Origin of the sequence: Culturomica sp., assembly GCF_003524185.1 — a bacterium.
GTDB lineage: Bacteria > Bacteroidota > Bacteroidia > Bacteroidales > Marinifilaceae > Culturomica > Culturomica massiliensis.
On the sequence record NZ_DOED01000001.1, the window covers coordinates 43,581 to 59,987 of the forward strand.

General features: G+C 44.7%; 10 protein-coding genes. 4 read left to right on the top strand and 6 right to left on the bottom strand.

Annotation, left to right across the window (positions count from 1 at the left end; genetic code table 11):
• The first annotated feature begins 35 nt into the window (after positions 1 to 35).
• The 4 genes from DD657_RS00190 (at position 36) to DD657_RS00205 (ending at position 7,365) form a co-directional block, all read left to right on the top strand.
• Positions 36 to 4,358 (top strand): CusA/CzcA family heavy metal efflux RND transporter, encoded by a 4,323-nt coding sequence (locus DD657_RS00190; RefSeq protein ID WP_287047944.1) that lies wholly within the window; start codon positions 36 to 38, stop codon positions 4,356 to 4,358.
• A 198-nt stretch (positions 4,359 to 4,556) separates the two neighbouring features.
• Positions 4,557 to 5,453: an efflux RND transporter periplasmic adaptor subunit gene (locus DD657_RS00195; protein WP_068688689.1), complete on the top strand. Its 897-nt coding sequence runs from the start codon at positions 4,557 to 4,559 to the stop codon at positions 5,451 to 5,453.
• 89 nt (positions 5,454 to 5,542) lie between these two features.
• Entirely contained in the window at positions 5,543 to 6,595 is a 1,053-nt protein-coding gene (locus DD657_RS00200) for a sensor histidine kinase (protein ID WP_021987184.1), read from the top strand.
• Entirely contained in the window at positions 6,592 to 7,365 is a 774-nt protein-coding gene (locus DD657_RS00205) for a LytR/AlgR family response regulator transcription factor (protein ID WP_287047945.1), read from the top strand. Before DD657_RS00200 ends, DD657_RS00205 begins: the two co-directional genes overlap by 4 nt.
• Positions 7,366 to 7,474: 109 nt before the next feature.
• Here the strand turns inward: DD657_RS00205 and DD657_RS00210 are convergent, their stop codons facing one another.
• The 6 genes from DD657_RS00210 to DD657_RS00235 form a co-directional block, all read right to left on the bottom strand.
• Positions 7,475 to 8,683, bottom strand: a complete 1,209-nt coding sequence (locus tag DD657_RS00210) for a DUF4857 domain-containing protein (protein WP_287047946.1) — start codon at positions 8,681 to 8,683, stop codon at positions 7,475 to 7,477.
• Positions 8,684 to 8,828: 145 nt separating this feature from the next.
• A complete protein-coding gene (locus DD657_RS00215) occupies positions 8,829 to 9,500 on the bottom strand; it encodes a hypothetical protein (protein WP_273134268.1) in 672 nt (223 codons plus the stop codon).
• Between the two features lie 21 nt (positions 9,501 to 9,521).
• Positions 9,522 to 10,403: an ABC transporter ATP-binding protein gene (locus DD657_RS00220; protein WP_287047947.1), complete on the bottom strand. Its 882-nt coding sequence runs from the start codon at positions 10,401 to 10,403 to the stop codon at positions 9,522 to 9,524.
• A gap of 187 nt (positions 10,404 to 10,590) precedes the next feature.
• On the bottom strand, positions 10,591 to 12,117 hold the full coding sequence (locus tag DD657_RS00225; protein ID WP_287047948.1) for a DUF6850 family outer membrane beta-barrel protein: 1,527 nt from the start codon (positions 12,115 to 12,117) through the stop codon (positions 10,591 to 10,593).
• A 5-nt stretch (positions 12,118 to 12,122) separates the two neighbouring features.
• Positions 12,123 to 13,403 (bottom strand): DUF4876 domain-containing protein, encoded by a 1,281-nt coding sequence (locus DD657_RS00230; RefSeq protein WP_287047949.1) that lies wholly within the window; start codon positions 13,401 to 13,403, stop codon positions 12,123 to 12,125.
• 58 nt (positions 13,404 to 13,461) lie between these two features.
• Positions 13,462 to 16,233, bottom strand: coding sequence for a TonB-dependent receptor (locus tag DD657_RS00235; RefSeq protein WP_287047950.1), 2,772 nt, complete (start codon positions 16,231 to 16,233; stop codon positions 13,462 to 13,464).
• Positions 16,234 to 16,407 lie beyond the last annotated feature (174 nt).

Consider the following 16,407-nt stretch of genomic DNA (forward strand, 5'->3'; position numbering starts at 1 on the left):
AATATTTTTGTTCCGAACTATATAAAATATTTCAGATGTTTCACGCCATTGTACATTTTTCAATCAGAAACAAATTGTTTGTCGGATTGACGACATTGTTCTTATTGCTCGGAGGTTTGTATGCGATGATGACTTTACCGGTAGATGCCGTTCCCGATATTACCAATAATCAGGTGCAAATTGTGACGGTGTCTCCGACATTGGCTCCGCAGGAAGTGGAGCAACTGATTACCTCCCCGGTTGAAATAGCCATGAGTAATATCATGAATGTAACGGAAATCCGTTCAGTGTCTCGTTTCGGACTATCGCTTGTGACGGTGGTATTTGATGAAAAAGTACCGACATTGGATGCCCGGCAGTTGATCAACGAGCAGATACAGGCTGTGGCCGGAGAGATTCCTTCGGAATTGGGAACGCCGGAGTTGATGCCGATTACGACAGGGTTAGGAGAGATTTATCAATATATTTTGAAGGTTGCTCCGGGATATGAGAAGAGGTATGATGCGATGGAGTTGCGGACGATTCAGGATTGGATCGTTAAACGGCAGTTATCCGGAATCCCCGGGATTGTGGAAATCAATAGTTTCGGAGGCTATTTAAAGCAATACGAGGTGGCGGTTGATCCGTCGGCTTTGTATTCGTTGAATATTACCATTAGTGATGTATTCGATGCTTTGACGAAAAACAACCAGAATACGGGAGGCAGTTATATAGAGAAAGTAAACCATGCTTATTATATCCGTTCGGAAGGTATGATCAATAGCCTGAAGGATATCGAGCATATTGTCGTGGCTAACCGAAACGGTATACCTGTTCATATTAACGATTTGGCAAAAGTACGTTTTGGGGCACCGAAGCGTTTTGGGGCGATGACAATGGACGGGCAGGGAGAATGTGTCGGCGGTATTGCCATGATGCTGAAAGGAGCTAATGCCAATGTGGTGACTCAGGAATTGGAAAAACGGGTTGAAAAGTTACAAAAGATACTGCCGGAGGGTATTTCTATCGAACCTTACCTGAACCGTTCCGCTCTGGTAAACCGGAATATTTCTACGGTAATATCCAATCTGATAGATGGAGCCGTTATCGTATTTTTAGTATTGATTTTGTTTTTAGGAAATTTGCGGGGGGGCTTGATTGTGGCTTCTGTGATACCGTTGGCGATGCTGTTTGCTTTTATTCTGATGCGGGTGTTCGGGGTTTCGGCTAATCTGATGAGTTTGGGAGCGATTGACTTCGGGATTGTGGTGGATGGTTCTATTGTGATTCTGGAAGGAATATTGGCTCATATTTATAGCCGGCAATTCCGGGGAAGACATCTTACACAGGCAGAAATGGATACGGAGGTTGCTGAAGGTGCCGGAAGTGTCGTACGTTCCGCTACTTTTGCCGTACTGATTATTCTGATTGTATTTTTCCCGATCCTGACGTTGACGGGCATCGAGGGAAAATATTTTATTCCGATGGCGAAGACTTTGGTGTTTTGTATTATCGGAGCCTTATTGTTGTCGTTGACTTACGTACCGATGATGGCTTCGCTGTTTTTAAAGAAAGAAATCAGGGACAAACAAACCTGGAGCGATCGGTTTTTTAACGGTTTGAATAAAGTATATCAGCGGACATTGACATTTTGTCTGCGGTTTAAGTGGAGTACTGTGGTGGTTGCTTTTTCTGCTTTGATCGGGAGTGTATTGCTTTTTACCAGATTGGGGGCCGAATTTATTCCGACATTGGACGAGGGCGATTTTGCCATGCAGATGACTTTACCTGCCGGAAGTTCATTGAGCAATAGTATCGAAATCTCCACGCAGGCGCAGGATGTCCTGATGAAAAAATTTCCTGAAATTAAACATGTGGTGGCTAAAATCGGTACGGCGGAAGTTCCGACGGATCCGATGGCGGTAGAAGATGCAGATGTAATGATTATCATGAAACCTTTCGATGAGTGGACGAGTGCTGCAAGTCGTGCCGAAATGGTGGAGAAGATGAAAAAAGCACTGGAACCGCTGGAATCTAAAGCGGAATTTAACTTCAGCCAGCCGATACAATTGCGTTTCAATGAGCTGATGACGGGTGCCAAAGCGGATATTGCCGTCAAACTTTATGGGGAAGATGTGCATGAATTGTATGCCCGGGCAAAAGAAGCCGCCGCATATGTGGAAAAGATTCCCGGTGCAGCCGATGTCATTGTAGAGCAGACAATGGGATTACCTCAGTTGGTAGTGGAATACGACCGGACGAAACTGGCCCGTTACGGAATTAATATCGAGGAGTTGAATACGGTGATCCGTACGGCTTACGCCGGAGAGATTGCCGGGGTCGTGTTTGAGAATGAGCGGCGTTTTGATTTGGTGGTGCGTTTGGATAAGGATAAGGTTGCTGATTTTAACATCGATAAGTTGTTCGTACACACGTCGGAAGGCATACAACTTCCTTTGAGTGAGGTGGCCAGGATCGATTTGGTGAACGGGCCTTTGCAAATCAACCGGGATGCTACCAAACGACGGATTGTGATCGGGGTGAATGTGCGGGATGCTGATATTCAGCAGGTGGTAGCGCAGATTCAGGAAACATTGGATAAGAATGTACGTCTGAAACCGGGATATTATTTCGAGTACGGAGGTCAGTTTGAGAATTTGCAGAATGCTATCAGTACACTGCTGATTGTGATTCCGGTAGCATTGGCATTGATACTGTTGTTGTTGTTCTTTGCTTTCCGTAGTGTGACCTATACACTGGTGGTGTTCAGTACGGTACCCCTGTCGCTGATCGGGGGTATACTGGCTTTGTGGTTGCGGGGACTGCCTTTTAGTATTTCGGCCGGTGTCGGGTTTATCGCTCTTTTCGGAGTCGCTGTGTTAAACGGTATATTGATGATCAATCGTTTTACCGAATGCCGGAAGGAAAGCCGGTATGAGAAGACCACCCGGGTCGTGATCCGGGAGAGTACTCCTCATTTGTTACGTCCGGTATTTCTGACCGGGTTGGTCGCTTCGCTGGGTTTTGTACCTATGGCTATTGCTACTTCGGCCGGGGCGGAAGTACAACGGCCTTTGGCTACGGTTGTGATCGGCGGGTTGGTTGTTTCGACAATCCTGACGTTGATTGTTATTCCGGTATTTTATCTGATTGTCCATTCCGTTGTTATGTTGAAAAGAGGGTATTTATTAAAGCGATTTTTCGGTGTCGTTATGCTGGGATTGATGTTACTGTTGCCGGGACGGATGCAGGCGCAGGATCAGGTGCGGCGTTTGACTTTAGAACAGGTGGTGGATTTGGCCGTAAAAAACAGCCCCCGTTTGAAAATTGCAGAGGCGCAGATGGAGAGCAACCGGGTAGGACGGGGAGAGATTGCCGAGTTACCTGCAACGGAATTTAATTATTCATGGGGCCAGCTGAACGGCGAAGGACGTGACGATTATCAACTGGAAGTCAGTCAGAGTTTGGGTTCGGTATTGACTCCTTTTTATAAGAATGTTTTGGTAAAACGGCAACTGGAAACCGGTAAAAATTATAAGCTATTGGTAGAGAGGGAAGTAAAGGCCGAAGCCAAAAGGGCCTGGAGTTATTATGTATATGCTTACCATCTGTCGGAGTTATACCGGGAGCAATCCGGTCTGGCTGATCGCTTACAGCAGGCCGGGGAGTTACGTTACCGGCAGGGGGAGATTACCTTGTTGGAAAAGAGCATGACCTCTACGTTGGCGGCGGATATGCGAACCCGTCTGTTTCAGGCACAGGAAGAATTGAAAGTGGCAGCCCGGCGTTTGCAATGGGCTTGCTATACGGATACGCTGATCGAGCCGGTACGGGTGGATATGTCATTGTATGCAGTAGATTCCGTAATGGAAAACGACGTATACCGGAATTATTACAATAGCCTGACAAATGAGAAGAAGGCGATGCTGAATGTGGAGCGGAGCCGTTTTTTCCCGGAACTGTCGTTCGGATATGTACGTCAGAATATAATGCCGTTGAAGGGATTGAACTCGTGGACTGTCGGTGTTGCCGTACCGCTTTATTTTGTACCTCAGCGTAGTAAAATCAGACAAGCGCGGATAGCTGCCGATATCAGCCGGATAGAAACCGACCGGAGTATCCGGGAATTGCACAACCGGGTCGATGAATTGAGGGTGCAGTTGAATAAATATGGAGAAAGCGTGAGATATTACCGTTCTTCTGCCCTTCGTGAAGCGGAGGAATTGATGAAAGCCGCCGATCTGATGTTTCGGGAAAGCGAGACGGATATCGTTGAATATATACAGAGCCTGAATGCTGTTAAGGAAATACGCAGAGGATATATCGAGGCCGTATATCAGTATAATATTGCGGCTTTGGAATATGAATTATATAGGTGAAATTAATAATCGGGGAGCATCTGCCGGCTGTCGTAGATTTAAGGATTTTAGGAAAGATAGTGTCTTTTATTTGTAATTGAAAAGCCGATCTGCGAATTCCGGGTGTTTTTGAGGAAGCGACGAAAGCAGTAAATTAAAGAAACCGATCCGGAGAAGGAGAAGTTCAACAAATAGGAATATGATTAAATTTAATATAAGATGAAACAAAGAATAGTTTTACCGTTGTTGTTATCCGTATTAGCGGCATGTAGCGGTTCCGGCAACCGGGCTGAAAAAGAAACGGCCGTTACAACGGACACTGTTTTGACGACTTTAGCCGATCCGGATACGATAAAGACGGATGCCGTCACTTCTGCAACATCGAAGCCGAATGAGGTATTGTTTAACGGAACGATGATCGTGCCGCCCGATTGTCAGGCGACCGTTACCGTCCTTATGGGAGGAACGGTGAAAAACAGCAGTCTGTTGTCCGGAACGGTTGTCCGAAAAGGACAGGTATTGGTGATACTTGAGAATCCGGCTTTTATTGACCTGCAACAGTCGTATTTGGATAGTCGTGCACAGTTGGAATACCTGGAAGCGGAATACAGGCGACAACAGACACTGGCTAAAGAACAAGCCGCTTCGCAGAAAAAACTGCAACAGAGTAAAGCCGATTATTTATCGATGAAGAGTAAGGAACAGGCGGCAGCAGCCCAATTGCAATTGTTGGGGATCGATCCAATCCGCATAGAAGAAAGCGGGATACGTCCTTATTTGGAGGTAAAATCCCCTATAGACGGGTATGTGGGAAATGTGCGCATCAATCCGGGAAAACATATTGCGGCCGGAGAGCCGGTATGTGATGTGATCAATAAAGAGCGGACATTGTTACGCTTAGTGGCTTATGAAAAAGATCTGGCATATATACAAAAAGGAGCCGTAGTCGAATTTACTGTGAACGGTATCGGGAATCAGGTTTTCCGGGGTACATTGATTTCTGTCGGTCAGCAGGTCGACGAAATCAGTCGTTCGCTGGAGATTTATGCCCGGGTGGATACGGTTGAAGAGATGTTTCGTCCCGGAATGTATGTCACGGCGCGGATTCTTCATTGACAGACCTAAATGAGTCCGGAACCTTATCGGTGGTGTAAAATATATGCGTTGTTTTACAACAAGGATAAATTTATTAATTTTGACCTTCGATGAAACTATATCCCGTTATTTTCAGAAGGCGTTTTTTGCTGATTATAACCATCATATCGGCAGTCGTCGCATCCTTGATTCATTTTCCTGAATTGATATCGCTTTTCGATGTCTATGAGGCGTTCAGCCTTTTTCCGGGGATGAGAGGACTGGATGTGGCTTTTGAAATTATCTTTACCTTTCTTTCTCTGTTGGTTTTGTTTGCCATAAATACATTGGTTTTCAGGTTTGACGATAAAAATGTGAAGATCGGAATCGGGCATATTGCATTTTCTTTTGTGATTACCTGGATATCGAGTAGTTGCCTGGGACAGTTTTTCGTTTATTTACACGAGCATTTTGATATTCCAGCCATCGACGCGATGGTACATCATTATTTGCATCCGTTGCGGGATTTTATTATTACCAGTATTGTAACGGGAAGTTGTTATATCATTCATCTGGTCGGACGTCAGCAATCGATACAGTTGGAAAATGAACAGTTGAGGGCCGAGAGTCTGCAAAATCAATACGAGGCGTTGAAAAGTCAGATGAATCCGCATATGCTTTTCAATTCATTGAATACGTTACGCTCGCTGGTGCGGGAATCCCAGGATAAGGCTCAGGAGTATATTCAGGAGTTGTCGCGGGTGTTGCGGTATACGTTGCAGGGAAATGAAATGCATCAGGTGCCTTTGTCCGGAGAGATGGAATTTGTGAACGCTTATATCTTTCTGCAAATGATGCGGTATGAAGACAATCTGACATTCGATATAAAGGTCGACAAAAGATTGTATGACAAACAGGTTCCGCCGATGGCTGTGCAACTTCTGATAGAAAATGCCATAAAACACAATGAAATCAGCAACCGTCGTCCGCTGACCATAACGATTCGGAACGAAAAGGAAGCATGGTTAAGTGTATGCAATCCGATCCAACCGAAAATTACAGGAGAATCGACCACTGGTGTCGGATTGGCAAATTTGAATAAACGTTATGAATTGCTGTTTCAGCGACAAATCGTAATAGAAACTTCGGATAATGTCTTTTGTGTAAAAATTCCATTGTTATGAAAGCGGTAATTGTTGAGGACGAAAGGGCTGCCGTACGTAATCTTACGGCTTTGTTGACGGATGTGACGCCCGAAATGGAAGTAATCGCTGTTTTGGACAGTATTTCCGAATCGGTGGAATGGTTTAAAGAACATAAAAGTCCCGATCTGGTATTTATGGATATTCATTTGGCGGACGGATCGGCATTTGAGATTTTCAGGCACATCGAAATAGCCTGTCCTGTGATTTTTACAACTGCTTATGACGAATATGCTTTGAAAGCTTTTAAGGTGAATAGCGTGGATTATCTGTTAAAGCCCATAGGCGCGGAAGATGTGCGTAATGCATTGAAAAAGCTGGAGCTTTTTCGTACGGCGACCGGAGAACCGGAGTCCGGAGAAGATATACAAGGATTAATCCGGATGTTGAGACGACAGGAGAGTTACAAAACTCATTTTCTGGTTCCCCAAAAGGGAGATAAATTACTCCCGTTGTCTGTAGAGTCTGTTTACTATTTTTATATCAATGAAGGGATTGTGAAAGCCGTTACGATGGAGGGGAAAGAATACCCGGTTTCCCATACATTGGATGAAATAGCTGATTCTTTGAATCCCATGCGTTTTTTCCGGGTCAATCGTCAATACCTTATTGCCCGTAAAGCCATAAAAGACATTGATTTGTGGTTTAACGGCCGTTTGTCTGTCAATTTGATCGTTCCTGTTCCTGAAAAGATTCTGATCAGCAGGGTACGCGTGGCAGAATTTAAAGAATGGTTCGTACACGGAGAATGAATGGAATTTGCGATTCTTGTTGTTCCTACAGATTTCGCTGAGTTCGCGATACCTGTAGGGAGTTAATCAAAGAATCGTAAATTGTTAAACCGTTTTTTTCACTTGGTATTTATTTTTTCCGAAGGAATAAGGGAATTAACCCGAACAGTCCCAAGATACATAGTATCACGGCGTTTTTCAAACGAAACCGGAATTTTCCGGGACAGATCAGAAGACAGATAACGGCTAATCCGAAATTAAGAACCAGTGCTTTGTAGGAGATATCCGAAATCCTGGGGGTGACAAAGCGGTCTTCGTAAGAGGTGAACGACAATTGAAAAGGGAAAAGGTATTGTGCGATTTCTGTGCTAACCTGTTCCCGGTGTGCTATGTTTAAACTGTCCTCTAGGTTGTAATTCCGGGGATTTACGGCATATATCTTTTCGCTTTTTTTTCCGCTGATCCGGATCGTCCAGTAAAAAGCATCTCCGATAATCATCATATCTTCTGTTTGGGGGTCGAAGCCCGGAATAGGTAATTGTTGAAGTTTATAGCTTCCCGATTCGAGAACGTAGAACCGGTTTTGATCGTCCGTGAGAAAGCCGAGGTAATGCCGGCCGGGATATTCGGTGACATACAAGTGTTGCGGATGTATTTCCACCGGAATTTCGATAGGGCGTACGTAGGGACGGTCCCGAAGTTTTTTAACATGGAATAAGCGATGATTACGATCTGTAATAAGATAACCTTCGTCGTAGTCCTTGCGGGCTGTCGGATTGCCGGCAACGATACGCGCGGGAAAAGTAAAGCCTTTTTCTTGCAGTGCGCGGGTAAAATGTCCGCTTTTTTCTTCCCGTATCCGATTGGTAGCCATTTCGACAAATTCCATCCGGTCGGTCATCCGGAATACGTCGTCGGGCATTTCCAGGTCGACCCGTTCGGGCATTGCTTCGAGCAGGGGATAAAGCGGCGTTTTTGCGGTGTTGATATGGGTGGTGTTGCTCCGGAATATGAAGTATTCGCGTTGTATGGAGCGGCCGTCAACCGGAATGCCTTCGATCGTTGCCGGTAAACGTCCGTCGGATAGTAATTGACGATAGTAGAATGTGGGCAATATGCTGTCGAATTGATGTTCTGAATAGGTACGTCCCAAAACATCTTTGTATTCGACTTTCCCGTTAGCGTAATCCGGAAAGGCAAAAGAATGTACAATCGGACTGTATAAAGTAAAAGGATAAGAGTCCGGACGGACTGTTGCGAAACGATAGCTCCAGGGGAGTAACCATGCCGAAAGAGCAGTAATTAGGATGAATAATATGATTTTGCTGAATTTAGTCATGATAAATGCATATTTAGATTTTTGATTACAGATTTACGATTTTAGATTGATTCCGCAATCTTTTTCTGTAAAGAGAAGAATCGTAAATCAGGTATAAATGTTGAATCAGATATTGAATTGAGTTTTAGTCATAATCCGGAGCTGGTCAATCCTGTTTTCCGGCAGTGAAACGTAGTACCGATAACCAGGGAAAACCGACGACACATACCGTAAGTATAAGTAATATCAGAATCATCGGATTATAGGCTTCCGGAATATCGGATAGGAAAAAGAGCCTTAGTGTTGCTGCGGTAATGATTGCATTGATGACTCTGCCTTTCCAGGTGGGTTCCAGACATAACCAGGCAGTCAACAGGTAAGCTACAAGACCGGCCATATACCAGGGTAAAGTTGTCAGTAGGATACGGGAAACCAGTTCCGATGCAAGGATTGTATATAGATATCCGCCTAATAATAAGTAATGCAGAATGAAGAGTGACATCAGCATCATGAATCCGATACACAGCATCATGAGAATCATTCGCAGATGTGAATAAGGCAGGTGGAGAGTCAATTTCAGCCGATTCATTTGCATTTCAGGTACGAATTGCACAATACCTGCCAATATTCCGATAAACAGGGGAAGGTATTGAAGCAGATCGATAAAGACGGTGTCTTTCTGTAATAGTATTTCCCATACATGTCCCACTCCTTTAAATTGAGTGATCCGGTATATTTGAAACAATGCGTAGCCGATAAAGCCCGATCCGGCAACTGTGGCTATCAGCCAGAATATCCGCATTTTGATCCATTCCTTTATAAATATTGCTTTTTTCATACTAATGAGATGTAAATGTGATTAATATTTTCCGGTCAGTCCGATAAAGGTATCTTCCAGATTTAACAGAGTGGAGGATAAATTTTCGTGCTGAATCTGATGTTGATATAGCCATTCTTTTACGTATCCGATTGCTTGGAAGGAGTATACTTCGGCCTCGTTTCTGATGACTGTCGGATGGTATAATTTCGGGTTTTCCGGGAGTTCGGAAACGGGGGTCCGGAAGGTGTATTTATGAAAAGTTTGCAATAGTTCCGTCACTGGCATTTGCAGCAGAATATGACCGTAATCCATGATAATGCAGTCGTCGACGAGTTTTTCCATATCCTGAATGATGTGAGAGGTTAGAAAAACGGTTTTTTCTTCGGCTTTGGTATATTCCTTGAGATAGTCGATGAACAACCGGCGGTAGCCCGGGTCCAGGCCCAGGGAAAAATCATCCAGAATCAGAAGGTCGGCATTTTGTGCCAGAATCAGGCCGAGTGCAACTTGTGACCGCTGACCGCAGGACATACGGGAAATCATTTGGCGGGGAGCGACTTTCAGTTTTTTCATTAACTCATAATAAGCAGCCCGATCCCATTTCGGATAGAAAGCAGCATAGAACTTTTCGATTTGCTCGATGTTCATAAAAGTGTATTGTACATGTCCTTCTAATTGTAAGGCGATTCTCCGGCGGGTAAGCGGATTCATCTGCCGGATGTTTTCTCCGAAAATCAGACAATCTCCGGCTTGGGGTTGCAGATAACCGCTGAGTATGTTGATAGTTGTGGTTTTTCCGGTGCCGTTTTTTCCCAGTAAACCGAGAATACGCCCGCGAGGAACGTTAAAGCTTAAATTATCATATATCAACCTTTTACCGTAGTAATGAGTGAGGTTTTTGCATTCGATCACGTTTTCCATTGTATTTATTTTAATTATAAGTCACAAAGTCTGTAAGAATTTCAGACTGTAAATTTTATCGGTATAAGCTGTTCTGATTCTCATATTTTTATATTTCGGTAAAGTGAGTCTGTAGGGTAATTGAAACTTTTCCATCTGACACACTGATTTTTCAATCTTATCTTTCCGTCTGAAATCTGCAATTTCTCTATAATACGATCCCTAATGAAACCGAGAAATAGTCGGATTTTATATCGGATTTCCATCGATTGTATTGCCATTGTATCTGAGAGAATACGGTTTTATTGTTGAGCCAGCCGCTGTAATCACAGCGGGCGGATAAAGCAAGGGTCGTTCGGTTGGAACTTAACATTTCGTAATTGCTGTATAACATTTCATTGAGTTTGTGGTTGTCATCCAGTGAGTTTAACTGTAGATCGGAACTCAGGTTTTGGAAATGTGTACCCGTGGCCGTAAGATGCAGCAGGCAGGCTTTCCCAAAGATGTGGACGGTTTGTAATTGCAGTCCTGCACTTATTTCGTCGTATATCATCTGCCGTGCCGGAGAAAGATAACTTTCTTTGATTTTACGGTAGCCTGCGGTAGGTCGGATATTCCATCCGAATCGTGTTTTTTGCCTGTTTTCATAAAGCAGGATGACATTGGCTTCGATTTGCCGGTCGGTATATTGTTCGATCTTACCGATTTGCGGGTAAGCATTGCTTACCGGATCACCGAACAGATTTTCAATGCCTTTGCGTTTTTTGATACGACCGGATAACCGGATGCCCCAGTATTGTAAACCGTACCGGTGTTGCCAGCCGGCTTCTCCCTGTAAGTCGTTTTCTGTGACTTTATTCAGGGGTAAATTATTCAGGTCGGACAATATCTTTTCGAAAGTAAAGCGATCGTAACGAACAGAAAGCGATATTCCTTGCTTTGTCCGGGGATAGAGTTCGATACTTCCGTCTAATGTATGACCTTTGTAATAAGTGTTGTTGTTCGTACCGGAAAAACGGACATAATTCATGCCGAGTCCGCTCATGTGATAGACTTCGTATACTCCCAGTTCGCTGAAAAATCTGACGTTGTTGGTCTGCTTGTATTTGCGGGCCCGGATAGAAGTACCAACGACATAATTTCCACCGATTTTCCATGCGATTCCTGCTTTGATATCCAGGTCCGAAACGATGTTGCGGGGACGTGGGTCTTTTTTCCGATATTCCATAATGGCCTTGTAAGCAAGTACCGCTCCCCAGGTGAAATGGCGGTGATCCCGGGCATATCCCCCTTGAAAACGGTATGTTTCGGATTGCAGGTCACCTCCTATTGTGTCCGCCATGATATAAGGATAGACGGTTTGGAAGTCGGACGTTTCGTTCCAGCGGACATTGGCGGTCCGGCCGTTTTGATACAGAGCTTCTCCCCATACGCAGGAATTGTTGTTTAATTTGTTCCACGAACGGGCCTGAATATGAAAACCTTTCCAGCCGTTACCCTCCTGCATAATTTGCGCCCGATCGGCTTTCCGGTAATTCCCGGTCAGTGACAGTTCGGTATGCGAATATTCGTAATGGTAATATTGAAGGGCGGGATTTAATGTGGCCAGGGGTGTGAAATCGGGGACGGGTGACAGATATTCTGTCACCCGGGCCAGGCTAGGAATGGTATTTTGAGCCTGACCGACTTCATTGGTTAGTAGAATTATGAGAAATAGAAAAAAACGTAAGTTCATCGGGTTTATTTAAACACATAATAAGGATCGGCTTTTACTTCTGCGTCGAAATCTACGCTGGAATTATTGGTATCTTTTAAGATAACCCTTCCGTCTTCAGTAATGGATTCCACTTTCCGGCGTACGCTTTTACCGTAACGGCTGGCATCTTTATCGACTGTTCCGCAATAAGTCCAGCCCAGGTCTAACGAGGGTGAGGTTACCAGCCAGACAAATTCGGATTTGATACTGCAATTGACGGCGTCTAAAATCCAACTATTCGGAATTTTGTATCCGTCATCGGACATGGGGTAGGTATTTCCTCCGATGACCATGTTGTAGGTGTAGGCGTGTGCATAATTTTTCAGATAAGAGGTTTTGGTCTCGTTTTCGCCTAGGCGAGCCAATGCATATGCATGGAAACCCCGGTTGTGCGGTCCCCAGATCGTTGCGGTGTAACAGTAGTATTTATCCATATCGGGTACATCAGGGTTGTTGACATCCGTGAAATTCGGATTGCTCGACTCATCGTACCACTCGAAATCGGCTTTGGTCAGGTCGAATGAGTTGGTATTGGCCTTGGTATGATCAATGGCATTGTCGCAGATCAGGATTGATTTGCCGGGAGCTACAGGATAATCCTTACCGTTACCTGGGACGACATATACGGCTTGGACAGCCAGGGCATTGGCTGTGATGTCCGGTGTATAATCGTATTTTTTTACGGTTTGGAATTGGGATTCGGCGATCATCAGCCTGTCGGCATACAAGGTGTCGGAAGAATTGTTAAAGATGCGAAAATATTTATCTCCGGTGTATTGCTTGCCTTCAGGAGTTTCAGTTCCGGTAAAGAATATTTCGGCGATGACAAAATCCCCTCCGGTCGTCGTATTGTCGGTATACAGAAAACCTTCCAACGCAACAGTTGGTGTCGTACTGCCTGAATTACCTGTCAATTGAACGTTCCCTTTGTATCCTCTTACTCTGCTGGTCCATTCTTTGTCCTGGAAGGTATAGGCGATATCTCCTTCAACTGTAATGTTATACAGACCTTCATCTATTGTAACGGTAAAATCAAACGTTGTTGTGGCTCTTACGTTATTAGGGGCGGCAACGACGGTCGATTCCTTGCCGGTAGCGATGTTTTTCAGAGTGGCCGTTACATTCGAAATTACGGCATTTTGTACACTGTCCGGAGCACTTAAACTGATGGGGACGGTAACTTGCGGTACACTGTTCTTGTCGTCGTCACAGGCTGTAAAGCCGATAAGAAGTGCAAATACTAACATTAAGTAATGTGTTTTCATGTTTATTTATTTTGAGTTAAACAATATAATTGAGTTTTAATTTTGTAATATTATTTTGTTATAATCTGAAATTCAGTTCCATACCGAAATAGGGATTGATGTTACGCCGTATCGTGTAACCGTTTGAATCATAATCCGGTGTATAGTCGAGTATCCGATCGACAAAAAGTGAAAGATTCAGGTATTTCCCGAAATCCTTACTGGCTTTGAAATTGAGATACATGTAAAACGGTTCTGTCGTTTTTTTGAATAACTCGTCATTGTATTCCCGGACCAGCCATTTTTTATATATGTCTTCCCTGTCGGCTTCGGTATAGGGATGTAGGGTACCCGTAACGTCCATATAAGCTGTGGGAACACCGTTTTGCCGCATTCGCCGCGAGCTGCTGAACCACATGCATTCGATCCAGGTGGAAAGTGTCAGTCCCAGTTGTTTCAGTCGGGTATCCAGTATGAATGTCGTATTGAACTGCTGTTTTACAGATCCGTCGTTCCAGTTGTAGTAACCGATGTATTTATCGTTGAGAGCGACGTTGTTGATCACTTTACTTACAGAGTAATACATGGGACGGCTATTTTTGTAGGTAGTATGAAACCAGGCGCCGTTGACGGTCAGTTTGGTTTTCAATACTTCTATCCGGTGGGAGACGAACTGGAATTCTATTCCTTTTTTCAACAGGGAACTGCCGTTTGTGGTTTTGCCGTAGCTTTGCAGAATCGTATCCGCTTGCCATTGCAAGTCAACCAGATCAGGCGGTCCTTGTAAGGCATTCGGATCGATATTGTCGGTGTTGTATTTTTTATAACTGTAAGGGGCGACTTCGGTAGATGAACGGAAACCGGAATGTGTAGCTTCCTGAAAATAAGTGACAACCAGATTGTTGCCGGCATAGCTAAGATCAGATTTAATTTCCCATTTGCGGTTACGGGCCGGTTTGAGGTCGTAATTGGTCGGATCGATAATATACGTCCGGATATTGATACGTCTGTAGTCCGGATTTAAATGGAAATAGTTGAGTTGAGTGATGTCGTTATATATTTTATAGGGATGTAATTGTTGTAAGGTCGGCATTTTGGTTTGCCAACCGATGCCTCCGGATAATACGGCAGTTATTTTAGGACCGATGGCGGGTAAATGCCATTGGGCTGAAATCCGGGGATCGAAATACATTTTATTCCGGAGCAGATAGTGTCGGTTCAGATTCATTTGCATTTGCCCCCGTACACCGGCTGTAAATCTGAAAAGATGAGCTCCGAAAGAAAGGTTTATATTGTCTTCGGCAAACAGGGACAGTTTGTGTCCTGCCGGAATTTCCCTAAATGAGGTAGGACGTAAGGCCGTCGTCGGATTTAACGGTCGGTTGATGTCGTATACTTGTCCCCGGCCGTAGTTTTTATCCATACTCCACTCTGTTCCCAGAAGAACCCGGTGGGTTATGCGCTGTCCGGAAAAAGACAGTCCGGTTTTTAGTTTGGCGGCAGCCCGGAAAGGTTTTCCGTCGACCAGCAGATGGGCAGTGTATTTATAGGGGAGAAACAAGCCGTCGTGTTCTCCGGCTTCGAGCGAGTTCGGAACGGTCCGGTCCCGGTCCAGCTGGACGACTTTGGTTTGTTTGATTTTGTCTGTCTGAGAACTCAGGGATGTTGTCAGTTCCAGAAATTTTATCGTCTGATCGTGATTATAATCAGCACGCAGGGTATTTCCTAATGAGAGGGCATTGTAAGAAGCTTTATAACGGTCTTCCTTTTGTTTTGTAATTTCCGGATCGGATTTCCGATCGTCGAAAGAACCGGTATAATCACCGGTCATTGACCAGGACAACCGATAACCGGTAATGTCCCACTGTTTATTTAAACGGATGGAGGCCGTCAGGCGTTTGTAAGAAGAGAAGGCATCCCGGGGGTCGGGGCGGGCATCGGTGTAATCGAGTCCTGCATTGAGGCTTAACCGGCGATTTTTAAACTCAATACCTTTTCCTAAAGCAAACAGTTTCCCGTATTGATCGGCTTTGAAGCGGGCTTCCCAGGGAGTGAATCCCTTTTTGCGATTGATTTTTACCAAACCGCTGGTCAGGTCTCCATATTCTACAGAGGCCAAGCCTCTGACGATTTCGACGCTTTCGATCTGGTCTGTCGACAGGGAACGCATGTCTATTCCGCGATTGGCAAATTCCAGTGCGCTGTGACTGTCTGTACTGGAACCGGATATCTGGACGACTTTTTGCATATTGGCATCCGTTGCCAGACGATGGCCGTCGACAAGGAAAGCGGTCCCCAGGGAACTGATGTCATAGTCTTCTCCTGCCGTACCTGCCTGCCGCAGGATGATCAGTGAAGCCGAACCGATCGCGGGAACGGCGGACATACCGCCGGGCAAAAGAGATAACAGGTCTCCGAAACTCGTGGGTTGCCGGTGCTGCATCGCTTCCCGGTCGATTTTTGTAGTACTGCTGCTGCCTTTAGCTTCGGTAGCCGTAACAATAACTTCGTCCAGATTTTCGGTGGAAAGGGCTAAATGGTATGTAACCGAATCGTTCCGGACGAGTTCGATATTTCGGGTCAGGGAATTATAACCGATGTAAGAAACGGTAACCCGGTATTTGCCTGTGGGGATTTTTACCCGGAAAATTCCTTTTACATCTGTCGTCGTACCGAAAAAGACGCCTTTCTCAGAGTAGAGTTGTAATGTAGCCGACTCGAGAGGGTCTTGGGTTTGCGCCGATACGACCCGGCCGGAAAAGGAAACGACTTTTCCGGCTTGTGCTTGTACCGATATCGCAATAAATAGGGAGAACAGAATAAATATTATTTTTTTCACACTTGTTTTCATACTTTACCTATAAACCGGAGTTTGGGTGAGTTTATCTTTTGCAGACAAGCTTTTGGTAATTTTCCGTATCATACCGTTTTTTCATTTTATAGATATACAAATGTGACTGAAACGGAAAGAATCTGAAATCCTGATATATTGGTATTTTACAGGAAGAGGACGGGGGAAGAAAAG

Bases quoted from the DNA above. Each gene is read 5' to 3' on its own strand.
- DD657_RS00230 (WP_287047949.1), bottom strand. From the start codon at position 13,403: ATGAAAACACATTACTTAATGTTAGTATTTGCACTTCTTATCGGCTTT.
- DD657_RS00190 (WP_287047944.1), top strand. From the start codon at position 36: ATGTTTCACGCCATTGTACATTTTTCAATCAGAAACAAATTGTTTGTC.
- DD657_RS00195 (WP_068688689.1), top strand. From the start codon at position 4,557: ATGAAACAAAGAATAGTTTTACCGTTGTTGTTATCCGTATTAGCGGCA.
- DD657_RS00210 (WP_287047946.1), bottom strand. From the start codon at position 8,683: ATGACTAAATTCAGCAAAATCATATTATTCATCCTAATTACTGCTCTT.
- DD657_RS00215 (WP_273134268.1), bottom strand. From the start codon at position 9,500: ATGAAAAAAGCAATATTTATAAAGGAATGGATCAAAATGCGGATATTC.
- DD657_RS00235 (WP_287047950.1), bottom strand. From the start codon at position 16,233: ATGAAAACAAGTGTGAAAAAAATAATATTTATTCTGTTCTCCCTATTT.
- DD657_RS00225 (WP_287047948.1), bottom strand. From the start codon at position 12,117: ATGAACTTACGTTTTTTTCTATTTCTCATAATTCTACTAACCAATGAA.
- DD657_RS00200 (WP_021987184.1), top strand. From the start codon at position 5,543: ATGAAACTATATCCCGTTATTTTCAGAAGGCGTTTTTTGCTGATTATA.
- DD657_RS00205 (WP_287047945.1), top strand. From the start codon at position 6,592: ATGAAAGCGGTAATTGTTGAGGACGAAAGGGCTGCCGTACGTAATCTT.
- DD657_RS00220 (WP_287047947.1), bottom strand. From the start codon at position 10,403: ATGGAAAACGTGATCGAATGCAAAAACCTCACTCATTACTACGGTAAA.